Raw genomic sequence first — 23,362 nt, forward strand, 5'->3', positions numbered from 1 at the left:
AAATGAAATAGGATGTCAGTTTCTCACAGCGGTTTTCGCTGATGTGAAATGATATACGAAGAGAAAATAGGACTCATTTTTTTCAAAAAAATGAATACATTAAAATGAAATAGGAGCGTAAGGCACATGGTTGGTATTAAAGATATAGCAAAAGCCGCAGGGGTATCGATTTCAACAGTTTCATATGCTTTAAACGGCAGCACCAAAGTAACAGAACAAACCCGCCAGAAGATCATGGCAATCGCCAATGAGCTGAACTATGTCCCCAACATGGCCGCCCGCACTTTAAAAAGACAACAAACAAACATTATCGGTGTCTACCTAGCCGATTATGCTGGTAGCTTTTATGGTGAATTATTAGACGGGATCAAACGGGGACTAGCGGCTTACGATTATGAAATGATTGTTTGCAGTGGGCAAAAATCACACTTGTTTATTCCAGAACGAATGGTGGATGGGGCGATTATCTTGGATTGGACTTTCCAAACCAAAGAAATTGAAATGCTCGCCAATCGTGGTCATCAAATGGTGGTATTGGATCGTGAGATTGCCAACGACAATATTTCCCGCGTTTTATTAGATAACAAAGGTGGTGCAACCTTAGCGATTGAGCGATTAGTTGCGGCACAGACGAAACATGTTTATCTGGTAACCGGTTCAATGGGTTATGATAATGAACAACGCTTGTTAGCCAGCACGAAAGAATTAACGCGTTTCAATATTAGTTATGAAATAATTGAAGGAAATTTCACAGAACCTTCTGGCTACGCCGCCGCTGAGAAAATCGCGGAGAGGCTCGATCAAAAACAAAGTGAAACACCAATTGATATTTTTTCCTTCAACGATGAAATGGCCGTTGGGATTTACAAATTTTTCGCAGATCGGCCAGAAAAAATTGGACAAGATATTCGGATTGTCGGCTTTGATAATATTGAAATTAGTTCATTTTTAACACCACGATTGGCGACAATCGCCTATTCTAAACATCGATGGGGCATGGTCGCTGCCGAAAAAATTATTCGCCTGATTCAAGGTGAAAAAGTCGAAGATGAAGCTATCTACACCACCTTTGTCTCTGGTAGTTCACTAAGTTAAAAAAACTCCAGTTACCGCAATTTCCAAGTATGACTTCAATTGTACTTGGAAATTGCGGCTGGAGTTTTTTAATTTAACTGAAAGAAAAAGTTCTTTTTGCCAAGGTGTAAGGTGATTTTTTGATACGTGTCATATGCTGGATAATCAAAGGTCAAGATATCTTCATTTTCAGTAGTTTTTGAGACATTGATGGAAGATAAAGGATATTTTATTTGGGTGCTGTTTTTTGTAGTAGATGTTGCTGTTAGATAGATTTCATCGGAGCGCGTATTTTTAAGTGTTTCAAAAGAATGTGGAACGATAACTGTAAAAGTAGTAGGTGTTATGTGAGCTGTTAACGAGATAGTACTATTGGTTATCGTTTTGTATTTTAATGTTGGAAAAGGTTTAATCTGACTTGTTTTTATAGGCAGTTCCCAGTAACCAGTTACTTTTTCATAATCACTTCCTTCTTTCTGATAGGAAAATCCGGGTTTATCGTTACGTTTGAAGTTTCCCGTCAGACTTGTAAGGATAACTTTGCTGTTTTTTAAAGCAGGAATAGCTTTATCAGAAGTGTGATAGCGATAATATAAATCTAGTTGATTTGTTTTTTTATCATAATGTTGAGAGCCTGAAAAACTGCCAGTACTTGTAAGCGCATTATGAGAAAGTCCACTGTTCAAATCGAAGATAAAATTCCCGTCAGCATTTTTAAGAGCAAAGTTCAACGCATATTGATCAATTTTTTTGTTAGCCAATTTGGAATTTTGCGAAAGTTCAACAGCAAAATGTATCCCAATTTCATTGGTATCAGCATAAACTTCTTTTATGGCAATTTGAATTTCTTTTGTTATTGTTTGACTGTTTTGTTTCGTAACGAAGCCTTTTGTTTTTAATGTTTTTGACGTGAATTGACCAAATTGCAAATAGTTAGCTACTGCACTACCAATTGGTGAGATACTCAAAATCATCATAATTAAAGCAGTACTGACTATAGTTAGCATTAACTTTTGTTTACGCCAAAAATTTCTAGCTTTTTTTGTCACAGACGTGTTTTTCTTTGCAATGGTAGTATAGGCTTCATCATAGGCGAAACGGGCTTCTTTTGAGAGGGGATACTCTTTTTTTAGACTTTGTTCTAATTTTTCTTCAAAATTTTTCATGGAATACCTCCTGCTTTTTCAATTCTTTTTTGATTAAATTGCGCCCGCGACTGAGCTTTGATTTAATCGTACCAACGGGTTCATTTAAAATTTCGCTGATTTCTTTAACGGAAAAGCCGTTATAATAATAAAGCACAAGCGGAATTTTATAGGTATCCTTTAGTTCATCTAAAAGATTTTCAAGTGTTAGAGACAATTCGAAATCCAATTTTTGAGAACTTGCATTTTGAGTAAGATTTTCATAGGTAAATCCAATGCTTACTTTACTATTTTTCAAAAGTAAAGCTTTACTCTTATTAATCAATATTTTACAAAGCCAGGTGTAAAAATATTGCGGTTGTTTTAATTGATTTAGATTTTCATAGGCGCTAATTGTCGTTTCTTGCAAGACATCTGCAATATCATATTCGTTATGTAAAAATCGTTTGGCTAAGTTGTACAATCTCACTTCATAATTCTTCATCAATGAGAAAAAAGCTGTATGGTCGCCTTTTTGTGCTTTTTTAACTAACTTGATTTCAGTTTTCATGTAATATTCCTTTTTTCTGGGCTAGCATTTAAGGAGTCCCCCTTTTCTTTTATATACATTAGAGTGAGGAAGTTGACATTTGGTTGCAAAAAAAATTTAAAAATAGTGTTGCTGATAAAAGATAACGCAATGGGTACAAATGTAAGTTTAAATCTTTTAAAAATATATTCTAATTATTTTACTTCACATACAAAGGAGCTTTTTTTATGACAATTTGTCGGATGAATTTTAAATCACAGGTTTTAGATTTGAGCACCAGTGTCAATGTCTACTTACCAGATAATGAGGTAATGATAGCAGAGGCGCCAATACTTTATTTGCTCCATGGGTGGTCAGATGATTGCAATGCATGGCTTGATAGTACAAATTTAATACGACAAGGGCAAGCATACCCTTTTGTCATTGTGATGCCGCAAGTAGGTTTAAGTTATTATACGGATATGATTGCAGGAGGCGATTATTTCACTTTTTTGACGAAAGAATTACCACAAAAAATTGCGCAATGGTTTCAAATTATGCCGCAAAAAAAGAAAACTTTTGTCGCTGGGCTTTCCATGGGAGGATACGGTGCTTTTAAATGGGCGCTAACATATCCCGAACAATTTTGCGCTGCAGCTTCCTTGTCAGGTGCACTAGACGTTGTAAATATATGGCGCCAAAAACCAGAGCGCAAAAAGCATCTTGCGGCCATTTTTGGTGATTTGGATTTACTTACAGATAGCCGTAACGATTTATTTGCTTTACTAAAAAATCCGGCGCTAGTAGAAAAATCTTGCGAGACGCATTTTTTCCAAATGTGTGGGACAGAAGATTTTGTTTACGCCGATAATCAACGCTTTTTACAAATAGCCAAAAAAACTTTGCGTAATTTTGAATACCAAGAAAGTCCCGGCGATCACAATTGGGATTATTGGGAGGGAGCGATTGAGCTAGTTTTGAAGCGCTTTGCGGGGATTTATGAGGAAACAGTATAATGTAGCACAAAAAACATCTTATCTCCATATGAGCAATAAGATGTTTTTTGTCTGAATTTGAACGAGTGATGGTATTTCAAAAATTTAAAATAAACTGACTAACCTTAAAAATAAGAGTAGCTATTTTCGAATTATCCAATTTATTGCTGAGAGACATAGTGCCTGCTTCAGCAGAACTGATGTAAATTAGTTTTTAATCTGTTCGTGAAGAGAAACATTTCTCTCATAGCCTCGGTAAAAAATCCTGCTCCTCTTTATCCCTTCACAAAAGCTAAGTCTTTTGCTAAGAAGAAGGGGGTGTAAAAGGCGACACCGCTTGATAGTGGCAAGACGTGGTCAGGTAAAGTGATATTAAGTGTTTGGCGAATGTATTCTTGTCTGGTTTTAATGCGTTGCCAAACTGTTGGGTAATTTGCGGCTAACTCTTGGCGGAGGTTAGCGTCGGCCAAAGCGACGCCGTTTTCGCAGCTGGCGCCAGCAAAGCCTGCGACCGCAGGAATGATGTCAATTTGCAGCAACATTCCTGAAGTGAGTTTAACGGACGAATTTTCCTTCACGGGCGAAGACATCCACTCTTCATCAGCGGTTAAGTGACCAGGATTTAAATGCCAATGATACGTATTTTTGGGCAGGACATCTTCAATTATTTGATACAATTGCCCGCCTGTCATTCCGATTTCAATTTGCTCTAACCACGTTGTCACAGCGTTAAAGTAAGGTTGCGCAACTTTGGACAAATAATTTTCTTGTCCTTTCGGTAATTCTTTTGCAGTGTGAATAACATAGCCGCTGCGACTAGCTAAACCACCTTTAAAGCCAGTCGTTAAAGACATTTTATCTCCTAATTGAATTTTTTTGTCAGTTGGGGAGATAAAGGCGTTCAAAAAGCGCTCACCACAAGCTGCAATCGGCATAACATTTGGTGTTTGCCCATAGCGCACGAGGTGACTAGCGACCGCCATTTCCGTTTTGCCGAGGTTTACGGCATCAAGGGCGCTTAATACGCAGTCAGAAGCCAGACTGGAGCCAAATTCATAATAGGCGATTTCGTTGGCGTTATTTGTTGCACGCACGCCATAAGCTGGATGAATAAAGATGTCACTGCGATTTTCAATCTGACTTTTTGGCGCGGCGGCTTCTATTGCTGCAAGGATAAAGTGCGGGACATCAAAAAGCTTGCGATTATCTTCTTGAGCGCTGGTAAACATTTTCCAACCGATAACGCCAATATTTTGCTGTTCATTTGAGATTTTTGCTGCTTGTAAAACAGCTGTCAAAGATTTTTCACCGTTCATTGGCTGATCGGGCAGTGAAAATTGCGGATAATGCAGCAGCGTCGCAGGTAGGCGGCTGTGTTGATTCATCTTCAAATTTTCATTTCCGGAGATGAAAAAAGCGGTCCCGTCTTGATGTAAAACCAGCAGACTTTCTTCAAAGCGGGTCATAAAACCCGTTAAATAAGAAAAATTACTGCCGTGTTCTAAATCGCAATATATAATGATGCTGTCGATGTTCTCTTTTTGCATTGCAGCTAACACTTTTTCTTTTCGTAACGCCATTGTTTCATCTGTCAGATGATAAATTTTTGCTTCGTTGTCTTTGATAGGCGGCGTTACTTTTTTTAATTCAATTTTCGCCATGGGAGACCTCTTTTCTTGGTTTACGTCTTTAGAATCAATTCTTTCTTTTATATTACGCAAAAAAGAGTAAGAAACGAAGTCTTTTTCATCATTTCTTACTCTTTTTTTGCTAATATGTAGGGATTTTTCTGCAAAACGTTCACATTTTTTATTTTTTAAGATAGTTTCTGTTAATTTATCTTCACCTATATAGAAGGTATCATTTCAGTCTTGTTAGCTCATTTAAGCAACTGTTTATCGTTTATCGATAAAAATATATTGATTTGAAGTAAAATTTGTATTATGCTCAAAACAATTAATTGTTGAGGTGAACGCTATGAAAATGAAAACGAACTTTTTTAAAGGTGTCATTTTATTATTTGTTATCAGTATTTTATTTTTAGTATTTTTAGTTGGGACTCAAATTTTTACGGCAGAAAATGGACGTTGGGATTTTGCCTTAGGGATTTTTGTGATTGCTGTTTTTTTCACAGCTATTTTTGGCTTGGCAGCATTGTTTAAACTATATCAAGCGGTTAAGTTAATTGGTGATAATCAAGCTTTTTCAACGAATATTTTGCCGATTATCCATAAATTGCGGAAGTTTATTCTTTGGATGGCGTGTTCTTTTTGCGGAATTTTACCATTAGTTTATGAGGCGGCACAAGTCGGGGAAGCTCCAGGGCTTGTCATCTTGGGCTTGATCTTGGTCAGTCTGCCCTTTGCATTGTTTATTTTTGCTCTTATTGTCGAAGAGTTATTTAAGCAAGCTGTAGATTTACAAAAAGAACAAGAGTTAACGGTATAGGGGGAAATCAGATGGGAATTGTCGTGAATTTGGATGTCATGCTGGCAAAGCGCAAGATGAGTGTAACGGAGCTTTCCGAAAAAGTTGGAATTACCATGGCGAATATTTCAATTTTGAAAAATGGTAAAGCCAAAGCAATCCGTTTTTCGACTTTGGAAAAAATTTGTGATGTACTAGATTGTCAACCAGGGGACATTTTAATTTATGAAAAATAAAACCGTAGCTATTATAGACCTAGAGTAGAGTGGGGATAATCTAGTTGGGGGTTAAAGTAATTTTCTGTAGTTGTAAAGATTATAAAATTTTGCGGTAACGCTTTTTATTTTTTAGTGTTTTTTTTTCTTATCAGATGCTTGTTTTAATGAAATAATGCGTAAATGCCGTAGACAATTAAAAGTAGGGCGCAAAGTAAGTTGATAAAAAAAGCATATTTATTTTGCATGTTCAAATTGTTTCCCATATTTTCGCTTTTTGCAACGAGAATTCGTTTATCGGCTGAAAAATAGTGGCCGACTGCATGTTTACGTTTTATCATCGCAGGAATCTGTGCCAGAGGATAAAATAACAATAAAATACCTAGAACGAGTGCCATCATAGCGTTTTCTCCAATCTTTTTTAGTAAGATAGTCCTTATTACGAGTTTTCTTTCACATACAGTATAACAAAAAAAAGAGCAATTAATAATTGCCACCAGCACCCAGCATATTTTTTTGTGCTTTTACTGTAATTGGTACAGCCAGAGTAAGTTATTTCAATAGTAATCGCAACGCCAATTTACAATTTTCTGCTAAACTAAAAGTAGTTTCAAAATGACGAAAGTGGGATTGTGATGGAAAAGATATTGAAGAAGATTCCGGCTTTATTAGCCAGCAAGCTTTCTATTTTTATTTACCTATTTCTATTTTTTTATTTGGTCATCTTTGCCTTTTTAACCAAATTAATTCCAGCCTTAAATTCGTGGGCGCCGGATAATAATGTCCAATTAGTCTTGGGCAATTACACGAATGTATTGAGCGCACTGGGGGCTTCCATTGCGGCCGGCAATGGAGTGGCGGTACGATCAAAAATGGATAAAATGCAACGCCGGCATGAAGATATGCACCAAGAGCTGTCAGACAAGATTGCCGAACTACACAGCAAACTGGAACATCTGGAAGCATTGCGCTCCGCAGAAAACATAGCAGCAAAAAATGATGGGACGAAAGCTGAACAGATAGTGGACAGTGATAAAATTGAGTAAGTAAAAAAACATGAACCAGCAAAAAGAGGCACAAAGTCCTTCAAAAATTGCTGGTTCATGTTTTTTTTACCGGCGGAAGGATAAATTTTTACCCAACTTCATTAAAAAATAATATTATCCTTAATAATCTCAAGGTCTAAAATTATAATTTTTCGCCTTTTCATGGTGATGGCGCCCATATCTTTTAGTTGTTGCATCATGCGGTTGACGCTACTGGCAGAAGCGATGCCGCAAAAATGCGCAATTTCTTCGTTGGTAACGACAAAATCGATTAATAAGCCTTCGGGTGTTTTTACGCCAAAGGTATCGTAAAGTTCATAAATTTGCGTGCAGACGGCACCAAATTTGCCATTCATCAACATTTGTTGCATGCGTTTCATGGAATGCAGCAAACGCACGCGGTAATAATCTTTTACAAAAAGCTGTAAATCCAAGTTTTGATTGATGTCTTTCCAAAACTGTACCCGATCGATTTGATACAATTCTGCTTTACAGGATTCCACGCGAATATTAAAGGGTGCATCAATAAATTGGGAATATTCATCTTTTAATAGTGAAACAATTTCCAAGCTGTTGATATAGCGCAAATTAAATTCTCGTCCATCGCGGGAGATGACGCTTGTTTTAATCGTACCGCTTTTTAAAATGTAAACATTTGAGTCTTGCAATCCCTCATAAGTTAAATACTTTTTCTTCTCCTTAACCACTACCGGAAAATCATGAGCTTGTAAATAGTCCTCCAACACTCGATTATCCATTCAAGTAACCGCCCCTTAGCCTTTTTTACGTAACTTTCATTTTTTTTCAGAAAAACACAGTTAGCACTATTTAAACTGATAAAAGCTAGAAAAACAATAACAAATGTTAATGTTTTTTGTTTTTGCGAAATCTTTTTAACTTTTTTTATGCACAAAATCGCATTTTTTCTCTGCTTTGTATCGCTATACTAAGGCACACAACGAAAAGAAAGAAGGAAATTTTCATGAAAGAATGGAAAGAAATGATTTTAGAGCGATTGGACGCGGCGTATAAAGCACGATTTGAAAAAGATCAAGCGCTAATTTTTTTAAATGATGCCTATCAAGATGTCTTATTCTGGAAAATGCAAGTAAATGGTAGTGAGAAAACTGACTTTACGGCATTTATGGCGGAATTTATGGAAGTACGGGATTTATTTATTGGTCTTTTAGTAGATCGTTATCCTTCAAATTACCGGGAAGTAGAAGCAAAATTGGAACATTTGAAAACAGGAAATATTCCTGAAACAGAATTTGTCGCCAATTTAGCGGAATCTTTTGCTTAAGGATAGGCTGCAAAAAAATTTTTAAAAATTTTCGTCAGGTTAAATATCATTTAGTTTACGAAATGTTTAAAAAAAGAGACGGAAATCAAAAATTCTAGGAGGAAAAAGATTGGAACACCAAGCAGAAAAATTATTTAATAAAGGCTTTATTAGTATCACCCTCATTAATTTTGTTGTGTATTTAGTGTATTATTTGTTAGTTGTCATTATGGCGGTCATTGCGCAGGATAATCTTCACGCGACATTAGGACAAGCGGGACTTGCAACCGGCATTTATATTTTAGGAACTTTATTAGCCCGCTTAATTATCGGAAAAACATTAGAGCTGTGGGGACGAAAAGCCGTCTTGCGCTACGGGGCGCTATTTTACTTAGTGACCATGATAGCTTACTTGTATATGCCGACAATTGGGATGATGTATTTGATCAGATTTTTAAATGGCTTTGCCTACGGAACGGTTTCAACAGCAACCAATGCGATTGTGACCGCCTATATCCCCAAAGCAAAATACGGTGAGGGCATTAATTACTACGGCTTATCTACAAGTTTAGCTGCCGCAATTGGACCGTTAATCGGGATGGTATTACTAAATACGACGAATTTTTATTTTATTATTATTTTTTCCATTGTTTTGATTTTCATCACGACAATTGCTTGTTTTGCCTTTCCAGTCAAAAATATTGTTTTAACCAAAGAACACCGAGAACAATTGTCAAAATGGACCTTTGATAGTTTTGTAGAAAAGAAAGTTGCCTTTATTTCCTTTATCGGCTTTTTGATGGGGCTAGCTTACTCAAGTGTCTTGGCTTTTCTTTCTTCATACGCCAAAGCAATTGATTTAGTAGGGGCAAGTTCATTGTTCTTTGTTGTTTATGCGCTGGTCATCACTTTTACACGACCCATGTCTGGGCGTATCTTCGATTTACGGGGTGAAAATTATGTGATGTATCCTAGCTATCTCTTCTTAACTGGCGGGCTCTTTTTATTGAGTATCACCAACGCTAGCTGGATGTTGCTTTTAGCCGGTGCTTTAATCGGTTTAGGTTATGGAACCTTTATGTCAAATGGCCAAGCGATTTGTTTGAAAGTCAGCGAAGATCACCGCATTGGGATTGCACTGTCCACTTATTTTATCGGTCTTGATTTAGGTCTTGGCATTGGGCCTTTTGTTTTAGGGGAATTACGCAGTGTTTTATCTTTCCAAGGAATCTATTTAGTAGCCGGCTTTTTACCTGTAATTTGTGCAATTTTATATGGCATTTTTTATCGGGTAAAAACGAGTGAAAAGAAAGAAAATCTTGTCGTAGAAGAAGATTAAACCTTACAGGAGGCAAAAAAATGAATACAGAACAAATCACAACCTTATTGCAGCAAGTGTTGGTGAAATTAGAAGAAACCGACCAGTGCTTAGAAGAAATCAAAGCCCAAGAAGCTGCCCAAGTGCAAAATACTAAAAAATACCTTTGTGCCATTCAAGAAGTGATCCAAAACAATAACGTTATGTAGTAAAAAGCTGTCAGGTGACAGTTTGAAAACTGCTAACTAAGCTGACTAGAAAATTCTATGTATGACAAAGCAGCTAAGATTGTTTTATTAAAAAATCAAAAAATTAGGCAAATAAAAATACCGCGGAAACCAGTAGCTGTTTTCCGCGGTATTTTTTTAATTTGTAAATTATGAGATATCTAGGAGTATAACAAGGAAAATAATAATACAAGTAGTTGTCATATACAGCATATTTTCAAATTTTCGTGTCTTTGTTTGAAATAATAAACCAGGCTCAGTCGAAAAGAAGTTGCTACGGTATTTCATTGGAATAAAATTTCCAATTAATATCCCTACCAACAAGAGATAAAAAGGCCAGTTTTGTGTCATTCCCCTAGCTAAAAAGGCCCATACAAGAGAAATTCCATAAATGCTAGACTGAATGAGTGTCACAATGAAAAAAATTTTTTTATCCTTATGCAAGGACTATTCCTCCTGCTACATTATATTTGTTTCATTTTACCATTCCCTTGGCCTTACTGTCCCTAAATAAAATAAAAATAACTGATATGATTAATTAAAATAACGAATTTTTAATTTGGGAACACAATTAAATGTGATAAGATTAATCCAACCAACAAGAAAAGGGTTTCAAAAATGGTGAAAGCAAAAGCCATACTAGCAACTTCAATGACGATAGCTGGAGGCCTTTTAGCAGCCTGTAAAACTGATGTACAAGCGCCAGCAAGGTAAAAAAGTAGTAGAGAATACATATTCATATGCTTAGTTAAAAGAGGACACAATTAACGGGTCAATAACAAAAATTGAAGATACGAAAGACAGTGCAGGGACTCCGGCAGTACTGATTACGTCTGAAGTAATCAAAAAAGCTGTTCACTTACAGCCCGGGCAAATGCTGTAAAATTTACTCCGTAGTAAAACCAATAATAGAAAAATGTAAAGGAAACCTTCATGAAAAAAGTAATTGTTGCAATTTTAGGAATAGCCATAACGCTAGGAGGAATTTTATTGATTAACTCCGAAATGAAAGACAATTCAGTGCAGACAAAAAATGATAGTTCTTCAACAAAAGTCGACAATGATTCAGTCAAGTTCAAAATTGTGGATGGAAATAAAGAAGATTTGGGAAGAAACATAAGTCTGGATAATTTAGATTCCGGAGAAATTCTTTTTATTTTTGATTATCTGCCGATGTCTTATTATTCGGGTATCTTTTTAGATGGCAAACAGGTGCAACAAGCAACGCGCGCTACCAAACGGGAGAGGGGCTTTTATTTGCCCGAAGAAGCGCATAGTGACTTCCTGAAAATAGGAAATCATGAAATTGATATAAAAATATTTAAAACCAAAGAGGATATTCAGGAAGATAATGTTTTTGAAGACGTACATTTTGAATATTCAATCCAAAAATGATGACACGAAGAAAATCCAAGCAAAAAAAGTAAAGTCAGTTTGTAGTATGTACCGCCCCAGAAGTTAGAGCAAAATTCTAGCCTTTGGGATTGGTACAGTTGCTGAAACTGACTTTACTTTTTTATTGTTAAAAATTGGCACGTTTTGGATAGTATTACTGTTTATTTTTGAAATATTTTAAAATGCTGTCTTGGAAAATTCCGGCGATAACAAAAATCAGCCAAGAATAACCCCAACCGCCAAAAATAATGGACCAGATAAGGTAGATTACAACGACAGCCGGCCAATAAACCGTAGAAAACATGCCCACAAGGGGGGCGTTTTTGCCATAAATATGCTGACGGGCATTTGGACCAGGCTCATCTTCATCTGAGATAAAAATAGGACCATTATCAAATCGTTTGTAATAAGCTTGCACAATACTGCCGTAAATAATTAAGAAGGCACCCAGACCGGCGATAATTAAAAACAGCGTAATACCTAAATGCTCACTGTATTGGAAAATAAAAATAGGCATAAAAGAGACGATACACATAAAAATACCCGCGACCAGTGAAAAACTAAAACTACGGTGATATTGTTGGGCGTACATTTTACCTGTTTGGCGCACATCTTCTTTAATTGGACGATCATCCAATACTTTGTGGGCACCAGAAAATTTCATTCCTGCGGTAATAAACATGGTCACGGCGACCGCTACGAGTAAAAAGAAGCCCGCCAAGCCAAGAGCATCAGAACCCCCACCGCCTTGAAAAACAAGGAAAGCAATGGCAACAACGCAAAGTAGGACGCCGCTGGCAATGAAAAGCGCAAATTGACGGATCATACTCCAGTAATCTTCTGCTTCAGTTAAGGTAATTGGATTGGCTAAATTGTAGCTGTAATCTTCATCTGCAGCATCTTTTTGATTTGGATCTTCTTCTGCAAACTCTTCGTGGTTGGCTCGCCAAGCAGCTTTGGAAAAGTCTTCTTCGTCGAAATTAAAGTCATCATCCAAACTATTTTGTGTTTTTTCATTGGCTTTTTGGATCGTTTTGCTTGCTGGTGGGGCTTGAGGTATTTCCCGCTTTAAGTCTAACTCTTCTAGTAATTCATCGATTGAACCAAATTCGGTAATAACAGCGCCGATTGCTTCATGTTCATTTTTTCCCTCAGCAATTAATTCGTTGTAATGGTCTTCCATCAAGGCCAGTAAATCTTCTTTTGCTTTTTTTGTTTCCGGCGTGACGGGGACATTTAAAAACAAACTATCTAAATACTCTGCGATAATTTTCATTTTTATTCCTCCTAGTTTGATCGCTGTTAGATTTTGTTATCAGACTAACAACGCAGTCCATATTTCAAATTAAAGCTGTCTTTTTAAAGTATTTTTAAGTGTGAAGTTAAAAGACCTTTTTATTTTCCAGCTAAAATTGAAGTAGCGTAATGACGATTTATTTTAGTACGGGTTTAAAAATATGTGCAGCAATTATTTAGGAGCCAATTAAAAAACGATCTACGACTTTTTTTGTCTGCTCCCATTCGGCGATCTTTTCTGTCAAAGCACTTTTACCGGCAGCGGTGATGGCATAGTAGGTACGTTTTTTTCCGTGGGTCACCTCACCGGGATAAGAAGTAATAAAGCCAAGTTTCCCCAAACGCGTAAACGCGGAGTAAAGCGTGGTTTCTTTGATGACATAGATTTCGTCGGTGCGTTCTCTAATTTCTTTTGAAATCGCATAACCGTAAGAATCACCTTCTGCCAAAATGGTTAAAATAATCGCATCGTTGTAACCGCGAATCCCATCGCTTGAAATCATAGTGTCACCGCCTTTTATAATTACTTCATCTGTCGTAATAATAATAGCATGTTTACTACGACAGATGAAGTAAAAAAACTTAATTTCACAAAAATCAGTCGCAAGTCTGATTTTCTTTTGACAAGAGGCCACTTTTTTTCGTTGTTAAAGTGAAAGGCAAAATTTTTTTGCTGTGTTTGGTAGCTGGAGCCTAGATGAATAGGAGCAAGATATTCATTTATCTCAGTTGCTATTCACGGATAAAGGTTGTAACACAAGGAGCGTTTTTATAAATAAGTCGAAATTTCACAAAAATTTGAGGGAACGATTTCACAAAATTTTAGCTTTTTTGAAGCTGAACACTTTTATCCCAAGTTCAAAAAGCTGATTGCAAGTCCAACTGTAGATCGTAAAGAATATTCAAAAAAGAAAGGAGCAACGAGATGTATTGCCCATTTTCAGCTAAACAAGTCTTTGGCTTAACAGCCAAAACCCTAACCAAACGCATCAAAACCTACTATCAAGGGGAAGAATTTGATGAAAGGATTTACTTACAGTTGTTGAAATGTTTTCAAATACGGGAATACCTTGCACAAACGCCCGAATTTTCCGCTGCTTGTTTTGCCCGGGAACTCGCAGAAATTTATACAAAAGAAGAATGGAGTCTTTGGCAGCTGAAATTTTTCTATGACTTAAAGGGATTTTTTGCTGCTAAAAATTGGGTATTATTTTCTAAACGTTACATTACAAAAATTCGTCAGCTGGGCTATGCCCTTGTCAGCTGTCTTAAAATAAATCAAAAAAATCGTGTGCAAGTGGAGCAAAATAAAAGTGCTGAAATTTTGGTTACGTTGTTTAATGTTCGTGTTTTAGCTCGTTTTAAGAATAAATTAAAATCATTATTCGAGAATAAGTTGAATAATTCCAGTTAACCTGATACAATAGTTCAGGATTGAATAAAAGAAAATGAGGTGTTCGTATGTCATCAGTAGTAGTTGTGGGGACACAATGGGGCGACGAAGGAAAAGGAAAGATCACTGACTTTTTAAGTGAAAATGCAGAAGTTATCGCACGTTACCAAGGCGGCGATAATGCGGGACACACGATCAAATTTGATGGTGTGACATATAAATTACATTTAATTCCCTCAGGTATTTTTTACCGGGAAAAAATCAGCGTGATCGGTAACGGCGTCGTAGTGAACCCGAAATCATTGGTGCAAGAACTGGCTTATTTAAAAGAACACGGTGTTGCTACTGATAATTTACGTATTTCAGATCGCGCCCATGTTATTTTACCTTACCATATTAAATTAGACCAATTGCAAGAAGATGCAAAAGGGGATAACAAAATCGGCACGACCATTAAAGGAATCGGCCCGGCTTACATGGATAAAGCAGCGCGGGTTGGGATTCGAATTGCTGATTTACTTGATAAAGAAATCTTTGAAGAGCGTTTACGTATCAATTTAGAAGATAAAAATCGTCAATTTACCAAAATGTTTGACAGTGACGCAATGGACTTTGATGATATTTTTGAAGAATATTACGCCTATGGTCAAGAAATTAAAAAATATGTGACAGATACTTCAGTTATTTTAAACGATGCTCTAGATGCAGGAAAACGCGTTTTATTTGAAGGAGCACAAGGGGTTATGTTGGATATCGATCAAGGCACATACCCATTTGTAACTTCATCAAATCCAGTTGCCGGCGGTGTGACAATTGGTTCTGGCGTTGGTCCTTCAAAAATTAATAAAGTTGTCGGTGTCTGCAAAGCCTACACTTCTCGTGTGGGAGACGGCCCGTTTCCAACTGAATTATTTGATGAAACTGGTGAACAAATTCGCGAAGTTGGTCGTGAATACGGTACAACAACAGGACGTCCAAGACGGGTTGGCTGGTTTGACTCTGTCGTGATGCGCCACAGCAAACGGGTTTCAGGGATTACCAATCTATCACTAAACTCCATTGATGTTTTAAGTGGTCTTGAAACGGTTAAAATTTGTACGGCCTACGAATTAGACGGCGAATTAATTTACCACTATCCTGCCAGCTTAAAAGAATTAAATCGTTGTAAACCTGTTTATGAAGAATTACCAGGTTGGTCAGAAGATATTACAGCTTGCAAAGATTTAAGCGAATTGCCAGAAAATGCCCGCAATTATGTGCGCCGCATTTCTGAATTAGTCGGCGTCCGCATCTCAACATTCTCTGTCGGACCAGACCGTAACCAAACCAATATTTTAGAAAGTGTTTGGGCACAAATTTAAGGTAGAAAGTAAAAGCTCTGTTTCACTTTATGTGAGACAGAGCTTTTTTTCTTAGACGAAAAATTTATTTTTTTCCCCGATAGCTAAGGTAGTAAAATCCTGAAACAAACAGCGCGCCGCCCAAAATATTACCTAAATAGACCGGCAAAAAGTTCAGGATAAAATCTTTCCAAGTTGCACCGCCTTCAAAAATAGCAGCTGGAATAATAAAACAATTTGCCACGCTATGTTGAAAACCGATGGCAACAAAGATCATAACGGGAAACCAGATTGCAACTATTTTTCCTGCTGCGTCTTTTGCCCCATAGCATAACCACAGTGCTATGCCTACAAACCAGTTGCAACCAATACCAGAAACTAATGATTGCATAAAAGTAGCATGGATCTTGTGTTGTGCAATCGTTCGTACATGTTCTTGGTAAATACCGCTGCTGGTTAACCCAATAAAATGTCCAAAAAAGTAAGCAACAAAAAGTCCACCAATAATGTTCCAAAAAGTAATGACAAGCCAGTTGGATAAAAGATTTTGGAGCGAAATTTTTTTATCGTAAAAAGCAATGGATACAGCCATCATATTACCAGTAATTAGTTCTCCTCCAGCGAGTAAAATGACAATTAAACCAATCGGAAAAACAGATGCGCCTAAAAGGGTTCCCAGTCCAGTAAACTCTGTGGGAATAGGGGCTGATATTCTAATATAGGCAAGATAGCCTAAAGAAATCATTGCCCCACCAATAAAGCCTAAAATGCACTTTGCCTGTACAGTTTTATGGATTTTTTTTATCCCATTTTGAATAGCAATTTCCATGATTTCCTCTGGTGCATACATGAATTTACATCCTTTCAATCTGTGCTTTAAAAAAAGATGTTGGTGACCTCACCAACATCTCCTAAAGCAAAAGTCTTACATTTTATTATTTAAAAAGCGTATTGATTGCAGTGTCAATCATACTTTGATTAGCTAGGTAAGGAATTGTGATATGATCAGTACCTTTATTCATTTTGTTATATTCAATCGATGTTTCAATGGCGTGATCATTTCGTGCCCAACTACGACGTGCTACACCGCCCATTGTATCCCAAGCGATAGCAGATTTAATAATATCATCTACTAATTTTGAACCGTCTAATACAAGGCCAAACCCGCCGTTGATTGATTTTCCGATGCCAACACCACCGCCGTTATGAAGCGCAATTAATGACATTCCACGAGCAGCGTTGCCTGCATAACACTGTGTTGCCATATCGGCACAAACATTGCTGCCATCTTTTATATTGGATGTTTCTCGGAATGGTGAATCTGTTCCGGAAACGTCGTGGTGATCACGCCCAAGCATAACTGGGCCAATTTTTCCTTCTCGAACCAATTCATTGAATTTTAGTGCGATATTTACTCTACCCATGCAATCTTGATATAAAATGCGTGCTTGCGTGCCAACAACAAGTTGATTTTTTTCCGCATCACGAATCCAGTTGTAGTTATCGCGATCTTGATAGCGACGATTAGGATCAATAACTTCCATCGCGGCATGATCGGTTGCCACTAAGTCTTCATGGTTGCCACTCAAGCAAACCCAACGGAAGGGGCCATAGCCATAATCAAACAACATCGGGCCCATGATATCTTCTACATAAGAAGGCCAAATAAAACCGTCTTTATCATCCACGCCGTTTTTAGAAATCTCTTTAATACCGGAATCATAAATAGCCTTCATAAATGAATTGCCATAGTCAAAGAAGTAAGTTCCTTTGGCAACAAGTGATTCAATGACATGATAGTGTCGTTTTAGCGTTTCATCTACGAGTTGATGGAATTTCGCGCTGTCTTTTGCGAGTAGTTCTGTTCTTTCTTCAAATGTAATTCCGGCGGGACAATAACCGCCATTATAGACATTATGGCAAGAAGTTTGGTCAGATAATAAATCAACATGGATATCATGTTGCGCAATATATTCTAATAAGTCCACGATATTTCCATGATAAGCAATTGATGTTTTTTCTTTTCTGGCAAGATACTCTGACGCAATTTTTACAGCTTCTGCCGGCGTAGTAGCAAGATTAGAAATCCAACCCTGTTCTAAACGAGTATCAATACGTGAACGGTCAACTTCTGCAATGATTGCCACCGCATTGGCAATTTCTCCGGCCTTCCCTTGTGCACCGGACATGCCCCCAAGACCAGAAGAAATAAATAATTTTCCTGCTAAATCACCATCGTCGGCAATTCCCAGTTTTAAGCGTCCAGCATTTAAAAGTGTATTAAAAGTGCCGTGTACAATCCCTTGTGGTCCAATATACATCCAGCCGCCTGCTGTCATTTGTCCATAGTTGGTTACACCCATTTCTTCGGCGATTTCCCAATCGTCGATATTATCATATTCTCCTACCAACAAACCATTTGTGATAATTACGCGAGGCGCATCCTTTTTAGATTTGAAAAGACCTAGTGGGTGGCCAGATTCCACTACTAAAGTTTGTTCGTCTGTCATAATTTCAAGGTATTTTTTTATTAGATTATATTGCATCCAGTTGGAACAAACTTGTCCAGTTTCGCCATATGTGACTAATTCATAAGGATAAAGAGCAACTGAAAAGTCCAAATTGTTATCAATCATAACTTGCATTGCTTTTGCAGCCGTGCAATTTCCTTGGTATTCATCAATAGGCTTTCCGTAAATCCGTTCTTTGGGGTACCAACGATAACCATAAATCCGTCCCCGTGTTTTTAATTCTTCCAGAAATTCAGGAATCACAACTTCATGGTATTTTGGATGGACATAACGTAGGGCATTTTTCAATGCAAGCTCAGTTTGTTCCTTCGTTAAGCGAAACCCGCGGTCGGGTGCTCGCCGAATTCCCTCTTGAAAAATAGTTTTCTCTGGTAAAAAGTCATCTAATTTTACCGTCATCGCTTGTTCGATGTCTTTTAAGTCAATCATTGGTATTTCCTCCTTCATGTTTCTAATTGTTTGTGAATGAATGAAATGATTTCAAAGCTTTTACGCCTTTTAGTATATGTAATCGGTGTCAACGAAGCGTCTATCGCTTAAAAAATTTTTTTAAAAATTTTTTTGACAAAAGGGAAGTCTGGTTTGACTCCTATTTGACTATATTTTTTTATACTAGAGGTACGAAAATGATATGAAGGAGTAAAATTATGAAAGCAGATAAAATTCTTAAAAATTTTAGTCAAATTTTTTGTCCTATTGATAACGGAGTTCCTTTGCGAGGCGAGGAAATGAGTAAGGCGGTAATCATTGAAGATGGTTATATTGCGATTAAAGATGGCAAAATTTTAGCTGTTGATCAAGGAGAGCCAGATAGTGATCTAATTAATTATGATACCGAGATTGTTGATTATACAGGTAAATTAGCTACACCAGGCTTAATTGATTGTCATACCCATTTGGTTTATGGCGGTAGTCGTGAACATGAATTTTCACAAAAATTAAATGGCGTCCCTTATTTGGATATTTTAGCGCAGGGCGGTGGAATTCTGAGCACGGTGAGAGCAACAAGAAAATCTTCTTTTAATGAGCTTTACGATAAGTCATCTGCTCTACTTGATAAAATGTTAGCTCATGGTGTGACAACAGTAGAAGCGAAAAGTGGTTATGGCTTAAATTGGGAGACAGAAGAAAAGCAACTAAAAGTCGCAAAAGAGTTGAATAAGAATCATGTTGTCGATGTAGTTTCGACATTTATGGGGGCGCATGCTATTCCCGAAGAATATAAAAACCGTTCAGGTGAATTTATTGATTTCGTGATTACAGAAATGTTGCCAAAAGTAAAATCAGAAAATTTAGCCGAGTTTTGTGATATTTTTTGTGAAAAAGGGGTATTTACAGCAGCAGAGTCCTATAAATTATTACACGCAGCAAAAGAAATGGGTTTTAAATTACGCATACATGCTGACGAGATTGCTTCCATTGGCGGGGTAGACGTAGCAGCACAATTAGGTGCGGTTAGTGCGGAACATCTGATGATGATCACAGATGAAGGCATTAAAAAATTAAGTGAAGCCCACGTTATCGGTAATTTATTACCAGCGACAACATTTAGTCTTATGGAAGATACGTATGCACCAGCAAAAAAAATGATTGAAAATGGGATGGCGATTACTTTGACAACAGATAGTAATCCAGGCAGTTGTCCCACCGCAAATTTACAATTTATTATGCAATTGGGCTGTTTTATGCAGAAGTTAACACCCATTCAAGTATTTAATGCCGTAACAATTAATGCAGCGTATTCTATTTGTCGAGCAGAAACTATTGGGAGCTTTGATAAGGGAAAAGCAGCTGATATTGCTATTTTTGATGCACAAAATATTGATTATCCATTATACTTTTTTGCCACAAATTTAGTGACAGATGTATATAAAGCTGGAAAATTAATCAGTGCATTATGATAAAATAACCAGTAAAAAGCATTTTGTTTCTTATCCTCTCAAATTCTAGCTATAGAATTTGAGAGTTTTTTACTAGTCTGTACTTTTTGCTTTTGAAAGCGGTATCTTTATTTGGATGCTTCCTTTAGAATAAGGATGAAGAATTGGCGGCAATAATGGTTGAAAGAAGGTACAACGATGCCACATATATTATCTTTTGAATTATTAGGTACGCCATCTATTAAAGTAGATGGGGAAACAAAAATTTTTTCATTTTCGAAGATCAATGCATTACTTTATTACATGGTCATTAATAAGCGAATTAGTCGGGATGAGATTGCGGGTATTTTATGGCCTAGTAAAGATGAAAAAAGTGCAAAAAAAAATTTACGCAATACAATTTATCAAGCCAATCGTGCGATGGGCGGCGAATTTATTGTTTCGCCAAATAAAACAATTTTGACCTTTAATTGTGATGTGACAGTTGAAAGTGATACTTATCGTTTTGAAGAAGATGCTTATACACATCTAGAAGAATATCGGGATGAATTTTTAAAGGGCTTCTATTTGAAAGACTCGGATTTGTTTGATGCTTGGTTAGCAAAAATGCGTAACTTGTATGAACACCAATTTATTGAATGTTGTTATCAAAAAGTAGCAGAAGATATTTCGTTTCATGCTGTAGCCGATGTGGAAAAGAATATTCGTAAATTAATTGCGATTGATGAATTTGACGAACGTAATTATCAATTGCTGATGCGTTTTTATATCGAGAACCATCGAAATGGTAAAGCAATTGAAACATATTACGAATTAGCGGAAATTTTAAAAGTTGAATTGGGGATTGAACCAGGAGAAGAAACAAAGCAGTTATATCAAGAAACATTGAAAATTGCCAACCAGAAACATGGCGATTTACGAAAAAAAAGAGCGTATCATTTTTATGATCGTGCCAACGAGGTTGAACGCTTGGAGTTAAACTTAGCAAATTTAAAACAAAAGAAACCATTTCAATCAGTTTTGGTTAAAGGTGATTTAGGCGTTGGCAAATCAGCTTTATGTCAGCTAGTTTTAGAAAATATTCAATATTCATACGAATGTCTCAAAGTGACTTGTTACAAAGCAGAGCAAAAACATTTTTTACGTCCCTGGCGAGAATTATTACAGCAACTGATGCTTTTATTGCAAAAAGATAATTTGGCTGAGATCGATCAATGGGAACAAACATTTAGTCGACAATTTCCTTTTTTTAAAGAGTTAAAAGCACAATCTATGTCAGAAAACGTCGCCCCAGCTGAACTTAATTTTTTGGCACAAAGCATTTCAGAAGCCTTGCAACAGCTAGGGAAAAAAAGACCCCTTATTATTTTTATTGAAAATCTCCAATGGATGGATCATGGGAGTATCAAATTATTGACGAGTGTACTTCTGCACAATCCTCATTCTGATATTATTTTTATTATGACCTTGCAGACGGGCTACCGCAAAGAAATATACGATTTTATTGCCAGTGTTCGGCATTACGAAAAGATCATTACCTTAGACTTATCACCATTTAAAGACTTTGAAGTACGGGCTTTTTGTGAAAAACAACTTCCTGATTATTCGTTTCAAACGACAACGCTAGATTTTATTGCAAGAGAGTCAGAAGGAATTCCTTTATATATCAATGAATACTTGAAACAATTACAAGAAAGCAACACGCTAGAAGTATTGACACCAAAAATGAATGATGAGTTAAGCTTACAATTTGTAAATTTGACTGCACTGGAATCTGAATTGGTCGACTTTATTTCATTTTTTCAAAAAGTTGCGCCAATGAGCCTTTTAACGCAACTAGCTGATGCCAAAAAAATTGAGATATATACCGCCTTGGATAATTTAAACAAGCAGGGATTGGTCAAAGAAAATGTTTATCTTGATGAAGTATGTTTTAGCTTCAATCATAAAAAAATGAAACAATATATTTATGCGCAGCAGTCCGCAATGAAATTACGAGTTATTCATGAAAAAATCGCAATTTTATTGGAACAAAAATTAAATGAGGTTACAGAGGATAGTGAACTACTAGCGGCGATCGGGTATCATTATCGCCATGCCCATCAAGAGCTAAAATCTTTAGATTATGAGTTGTCGCATCATCAAGCCTTTTTAAGAATCCAGCATGAACTATTTCCGATTTATCATCAGGAACATTTGTCATCGCAAGAGACAGTTAGAAAAGCAGAACCAAGCGAATTGGAAAAGTTTAAAGAAATTGGAACGAGATTAAAAGAAATTGAAGGACAATATGCAGAAGATAGTACGTATCAATTGTTGTTAGTAAAATTTCTCTATTTAGAAGGACGTTACTTGATTAATTGCGGTGATTACAACCAGGGCTTGGAAAATATTCAGCGTGTTATCGTGAAAGCCAAAGATTTTCATCTTACAACTTACCTATTGCGCGGGTATCGTCAGATGATTTATTACTATATTCAAACAGACAATGCTACGGATATGGCGCATTATATTGATTTGGCAATGGACGTTGCAATCAGTGCGAACAACAATGAATCTATCGGGATTTTATTACGCTTGAAGGGATTATATCATTTGATGATTGGGGATTTGGATCAAGCAGAATCGCTGTTTCAAGAGTCCATTACGATTTTTAATATAGCCAATCGCTTTGATGAAAAATACAACAGCAATATTGCTGCAGCCTACGATTATTTAGCAGAGATTCAGCGCTTACGGTCAAATTACCAGCAATCAATTAAACTACAACAAAAAGCCATCAATCTTTGCAAAGATAATAATCTTATGACAAGCTTAGCTATTTTTTATGTGGATATGGGAATCACTCTTTATGCAAAAAAAGACTACGACCAAGCGGAAATCTATTTTTTAAAAGCAAATGAATTATTTGAAGTTACCGCATCTCTTTGGAAACGTGTCCAGCTAAATGCTTATTTGTCACTGATTTATTTATTTAAGCAAGATTATGAAAAGGTAGCTTTTTATATAAAAAAAACCATTAGCTATCAAAATCAATTAGCCAATCCTCGCGATAGTGGGCTTGTCTATTTTAGCAAAGCACTGATTAAAGAAAAATATTTGGCAAATCAGATTGAAAATTCGCAATTAGGTGATTTAGTAACCGAGGATCTATCCTATTATGTGACTAAAGCTGTAGAAAATCTCAGTCAATATCGTGATCGGTATGAGTTACAAGTATTAAACGAAACTTTTCATTTGAAGATGAACTAAGTAAAAAGCCACGCAATATTGCGCGGCTTTTTACTTTA

23 protein-coding genes are annotated in these 23,362 nt (G+C 36.6%); 13 read left to right on the top strand and 10 right to left on the bottom strand.

Features of this window, described 5'->3' with window-relative positions:
- The first annotated feature begins 126 nt into the window (after positions 1-126).
- Positions 127-1,095: a LacI family DNA-binding transcriptional regulator gene (locus JZO76_RS04530; protein WP_206902987.1), complete on the top strand. Its 969-nt coding sequence runs from the start codon at positions 127-129 to the stop codon at positions 1,093-1,095.
- A gap of 68 nt (positions 1,096-1,163) precedes the next feature.
- Here JZO76_RS04530 and JZO76_RS04535 read toward each other — a convergent pair whose 3' ends face one another.
- Both JZO76_RS04535 and JZO76_RS04540 read right to left on the bottom strand, forming a co-directional pair.
- On the bottom strand, positions 1,164-2,240 hold the full coding sequence (locus tag JZO76_RS04535) for a DUF4179 domain-containing protein (protein ID WP_206902988.1): 1,077 nt from the start codon (positions 2,238-2,240) through the stop codon (positions 1,164-1,166).
- On the bottom strand, positions 2,227-2,769 hold the full coding sequence (locus JZO76_RS04540; protein ID WP_206902989.1) for an RNA polymerase sigma factor: 543 nt from the start codon (positions 2,767-2,769) through the stop codon (positions 2,227-2,229). The genes JZO76_RS04535 and JZO76_RS04540 overlap by 14 nt, the downstream gene beginning before the upstream one ends.
- Before the next feature lie 221 nt (positions 2,770-2,990).
- Here JZO76_RS04540 and JZO76_RS04545 point away from each other — a divergent pair, with 221 nt between their 5' ends.
- The gene (locus JZO76_RS04545; protein ID WP_242595777.1) at positions 2,991-3,743 is read left to right on the top strand and encodes an alpha/beta hydrolase; all 753 of its coding nucleotides are present in this window, start codon (positions 2,991-2,993) and stop codon (positions 3,741-3,743) included.
- Between the two features lie 254 nt (positions 3,744-3,997).
- Here the strand turns inward: JZO76_RS04545 and JZO76_RS04550 are convergent, their stop codons facing one another.
- Entirely contained in the window at positions 3,998-5,383 is a 1,386-nt protein-coding gene (locus JZO76_RS04550) for a M24 family metallopeptidase (RefSeq protein WP_206902991.1), read from the bottom strand.
- A gap of 316 nt (positions 5,384-5,699) precedes the next feature.
- Here JZO76_RS04550 and JZO76_RS04555 point away from each other — a divergent pair, with 316 nt between their 5' ends.
- Both JZO76_RS04555 and JZO76_RS04560 read left to right on the top strand, forming a co-directional pair.
- A complete protein-coding gene (locus tag JZO76_RS04555; protein ID WP_206902992.1) occupies positions 5,700-6,170 on the top strand; it encodes a DUF2975 domain-containing protein in 471 nt (156 codons plus the stop codon).
- Between the two features lie 11 nt (positions 6,171-6,181).
- Positions 6,182-6,385 carry a helix-turn-helix domain-containing protein gene (locus JZO76_RS04560; RefSeq protein WP_206902993.1) on the top strand — a complete coding sequence of 68 codons (204 nt, stop codon included), beginning with the start codon at positions 6,182-6,184 and terminating at the stop codon, positions 6,383-6,385.
- Positions 6,386-6,528: 143 nt separating this feature from the next.
- Here JZO76_RS04560 and JZO76_RS04565 read toward each other — a convergent pair whose 3' ends face one another.
- Positions 6,529-6,765 carry a hypothetical protein gene (locus tag JZO76_RS04565; RefSeq protein ID WP_206902994.1) on the bottom strand — a complete coding sequence of 79 codons (237 nt, stop codon included), beginning with the start codon at positions 6,763-6,765 and terminating at the stop codon, positions 6,529-6,531.
- A 234-nt stretch (positions 6,766-6,999) separates the two neighbouring features.
- On the opposite strand from JZO76_RS04565, the gene JZO76_RS04570 reads away from it, so the two are divergent.
- Positions 7,000-7,410, top strand: coding sequence for a hypothetical protein (locus JZO76_RS04570; protein ID WP_206902995.1), 411 nt, complete (start codon positions 7,000-7,002; stop codon positions 7,408-7,410).
- A gap of 101 nt (positions 7,411-7,511) precedes the next feature.
- Here JZO76_RS04570 and JZO76_RS04575 read toward each other — a convergent pair whose 3' ends face one another.
- A complete protein-coding gene (locus JZO76_RS04575) occupies positions 7,512-8,168 on the bottom strand; it encodes a Crp/Fnr family transcriptional regulator (RefSeq protein WP_206902996.1) in 657 nt (218 codons plus the stop codon).
- Positions 8,169-8,392: 224 nt separating this feature from the next.
- On the opposite strand from JZO76_RS04575, the gene JZO76_RS04580 reads away from it, so the two are divergent.
- The 3 genes from JZO76_RS04580 to JZO76_RS04590 all read left to right on the top strand — a co-directional run bounded on the left by JZO76_RS04580 (position 8,393) and on the right by JZO76_RS04590 (position 10,219).
- Positions 8,393-8,713 (top strand): hypothetical protein, encoded by a 321-nt coding sequence (locus tag JZO76_RS04580; RefSeq protein WP_206902997.1) that lies wholly within the window; start codon positions 8,393-8,395, stop codon positions 8,711-8,713.
- A gap of 109 nt (positions 8,714-8,822) precedes the next feature.
- Positions 8,823-10,031 (top strand): MFS transporter, encoded by a 1,209-nt coding sequence (locus tag JZO76_RS04585; protein WP_206902998.1) that lies wholly within the window; start codon positions 8,823-8,825, stop codon positions 10,029-10,031.
- A 20-nt stretch (positions 10,032-10,051) separates the two neighbouring features.
- Positions 10,052-10,219, top strand: a complete 168-nt coding sequence (locus JZO76_RS04590) for a hypothetical protein (protein ID WP_206902999.1) — start codon at positions 10,052-10,054, stop codon at positions 10,217-10,219.
- Between the two features lie 168 nt (positions 10,220-10,387).
- Here JZO76_RS04590 and JZO76_RS04595 read toward each other — a convergent pair whose 3' ends face one another.
- Positions 10,388-10,588, bottom strand: coding sequence for a hypothetical protein (locus JZO76_RS04595; RefSeq protein ID WP_242595778.1), 201 nt, complete (start codon positions 10,586-10,588; stop codon positions 10,388-10,390).
- Between the two features lie 582 nt (positions 10,589-11,170).
- Between JZO76_RS04595 and JZO76_RS04600 the strand changes: the two genes are divergently transcribed.
- Complete coding sequence (locus JZO76_RS04600) at positions 11,171-11,632, top strand: hypothetical protein (RefSeq protein WP_206903001.1); 462 nt, start codon at positions 11,171-11,173, stop codon at positions 11,630-11,632.
- A 154-nt stretch (positions 11,633-11,786) separates the two neighbouring features.
- Here the strand turns inward: JZO76_RS04600 and JZO76_RS04605 are convergent, their stop codons facing one another.
- Complete coding sequence (locus JZO76_RS04605) at positions 11,787-12,908, bottom strand: permease prefix domain 1-containing protein (protein ID WP_206903002.1); 1,122 nt, start codon at positions 12,906-12,908, stop codon at positions 11,787-11,789.
- Between the two features lie 196 nt (positions 12,909-13,104).
- Positions 13,105-13,431, bottom strand: a complete 327-nt coding sequence (locus JZO76_RS04610; RefSeq protein WP_206903003.1) for a PadR family transcriptional regulator — start codon at positions 13,429-13,431, stop codon at positions 13,105-13,107.
- 422 nt (positions 13,432-13,853) lie between these two features.
- On the opposite strand from JZO76_RS04610, the gene JZO76_RS04615 reads away from it, so the two are divergent.
- Positions 13,854-14,342 carry a hypothetical protein gene (locus JZO76_RS04615; protein ID WP_242595779.1) on the top strand — a complete coding sequence of 163 codons (489 nt, stop codon included), beginning with the start codon at positions 13,854-13,856 and terminating at the stop codon, positions 14,340-14,342.
- A gap of 47 nt (positions 14,343-14,389) precedes the next feature.
- Positions 14,390-15,682 (top strand): adenylosuccinate synthase, encoded by a 1,293-nt coding sequence (locus tag JZO76_RS04620; protein WP_206903004.1) that lies wholly within the window; start codon positions 14,390-14,392, stop codon positions 15,680-15,682.
- A 64-nt stretch (positions 15,683-15,746) separates the two neighbouring features.
- Here JZO76_RS04620 and JZO76_RS04625 read toward each other — a convergent pair whose 3' ends face one another.
- A complete protein-coding gene (locus tag JZO76_RS04625; protein ID WP_206903005.1) occupies positions 15,747-16,511 on the bottom strand; it encodes a formate/nitrite transporter family protein in 765 nt (254 codons plus the stop codon).
- Between the two features lie 85 nt (positions 16,512-16,596).
- Positions 16,597-18,621: a urocanate hydratase gene (locus JZO76_RS04630; protein WP_206903006.1), complete on the bottom strand. Its 2,025-nt coding sequence runs from the start codon at positions 18,619-18,621 to the stop codon at positions 16,597-16,599.
- A gap of 218 nt (positions 18,622-18,839) precedes the next feature.
- Between JZO76_RS04630 and hutI the strand changes: the two genes are divergently transcribed.
- The gene (gene hutI, locus JZO76_RS04635; RefSeq protein ID WP_206903007.1) at positions 18,840-20,093 is read left to right on the top strand and encodes an imidazolonepropionase; all 1,254 of its coding nucleotides are present in this window, start codon (positions 18,840-18,842) and stop codon (positions 20,091-20,093) included.
- A gap of 177 nt (positions 20,094-20,270) precedes the next feature.
- Positions 20,271-23,324: an AAA family ATPase gene (locus JZO76_RS04640; protein WP_206903008.1), complete on the top strand. Its 3,054-nt coding sequence runs from the start codon at positions 20,271-20,273 to the stop codon at positions 23,322-23,324.
- Positions 23,325-23,362 lie beyond the last annotated feature (38 nt).

This window comes from Candidatus Enterococcus myersii (assembly GCF_017316025.1).
Lineage (GTDB): Bacteria > Bacillota > Bacilli > Lactobacillales > Enterococcaceae > Enterococcus_C > Enterococcus_C montenegrensis.

What these genes read in the sequence shown, in the direction of transcription:
- JZO76_RS04530 (WP_206902987.1), top strand. Translation starts at nt 127, where the DNA reads ATGGTTGGTATTAAAGATATAGCAAAAGCCGCAGGGGTATCGATTTCA.
- JZO76_RS04535 (WP_206902988.1), bottom strand. Translation starts at nt 2,240, where the DNA reads ATGAAAAATTTTGAAGAAAAATTAGAACAAAGTCTAAAAAAAGAGTAT.
- JZO76_RS04540 (WP_206902989.1), bottom strand. Translation starts at nt 2,769, where the DNA reads ATGAAAACTGAAATCAAGTTAGTTAAAAAAGCACAAAAAGGCGACCAT.
- JZO76_RS04545 (WP_242595777.1), top strand. Translation starts at nt 2,991, where the DNA reads ATGAATTTTAAATCACAGGTTTTAGATTTGAGCACCAGTGTCAATGTC.
- JZO76_RS04550 (WP_206902991.1), bottom strand. Translation starts at nt 5,383, where the DNA reads ATGGCGAAAATTGAATTAAAAAAAGTAACGCCGCCTATCAAAGACAAC.
- JZO76_RS04555 (WP_206902992.1), top strand. Translation starts at nt 5,700, where the DNA reads ATGAAAATGAAAACGAACTTTTTTAAAGGTGTCATTTTATTATTTGTT.
- JZO76_RS04560 (WP_206902993.1), top strand. Translation starts at nt 6,182, where the DNA reads ATGGGAATTGTCGTGAATTTGGATGTCATGCTGGCAAAGCGCAAGATG.
- JZO76_RS04565 (WP_206902994.1), bottom strand. Translation starts at nt 6,765, where the DNA reads ATGATGGCACTCGTTCTAGGTATTTTATTGTTATTTTATCCTCTGGCA.
- JZO76_RS04570 (WP_206902995.1), top strand. Translation starts at nt 7,000, where the DNA reads ATGGAAAAGATATTGAAGAAGATTCCGGCTTTATTAGCCAGCAAGCTT.
- JZO76_RS04575 (WP_206902996.1), bottom strand. Translation starts at nt 8,168, where the DNA reads ATGGATAATCGAGTGTTGGAGGACTATTTACAAGCTCATGATTTTCCG.
- JZO76_RS04580 (WP_206902997.1), top strand. Translation starts at nt 8,393, where the DNA reads ATGAAAGAATGGAAAGAAATGATTTTAGAGCGATTGGACGCGGCGTAT.
- JZO76_RS04590 (WP_206902999.1), top strand. Translation starts at nt 10,052, where the DNA reads ATGAATACAGAACAAATCACAACCTTATTGCAGCAAGTGTTGGTGAAA.
- JZO76_RS04595 (WP_242595778.1), bottom strand. Translation starts at nt 10,588, where the DNA reads ATGACACAAAACTGGCCTTTTTATCTCTTGTTGGTAGGGATATTAATT.
- JZO76_RS04600 (WP_206903001.1), top strand. Translation starts at nt 11,171, where the DNA reads ATGAAAAAAGTAATTGTTGCAATTTTAGGAATAGCCATAACGCTAGGA.
- JZO76_RS04605 (WP_206903002.1), bottom strand. Translation starts at nt 12,908, where the DNA reads ATGAAAATTATCGCAGAGTATTTAGATAGTTTGTTTTTAAATGTCCCC.
- JZO76_RS04610 (WP_206903003.1), bottom strand. Translation starts at nt 13,431, where the DNA reads ATGATTTCAAGCGATGGGATTCGCGGTTACAACGATGCGATTATTTTA.
- JZO76_RS04615 (WP_242595779.1), top strand. Translation starts at nt 13,854, where the DNA reads ATGTATTGCCCATTTTCAGCTAAACAAGTCTTTGGCTTAACAGCCAAA.
- JZO76_RS04620 (WP_206903004.1), top strand. Translation starts at nt 14,390, where the DNA reads ATGTCATCAGTAGTAGTTGTGGGGACACAATGGGGCGACGAAGGAAAA.
- JZO76_RS04625 (WP_206903005.1), bottom strand. Translation starts at nt 16,511, where the DNA reads ATGTATGCACCAGAGGAAATCATGGAAATTGCTATTCAAAATGGGATA.
- JZO76_RS04630 (WP_206903006.1), bottom strand. Translation starts at nt 18,621, where the DNA reads ATGATTGACTTAAAAGACATCGAACAAGCGATGACGGTAAAATTAGAT.
- hutI (WP_206903007.1), top strand. Translation starts at nt 18,840, where the DNA reads ATGAAAGCAGATAAAATTCTTAAAAATTTTAGTCAAATTTTTTGTCCT.
- JZO76_RS04640 (WP_206903008.1), top strand. Translation starts at nt 20,271, where the DNA reads ATGCCACATATATTATCTTTTGAATTATTAGGTACGCCATCTATTAAA.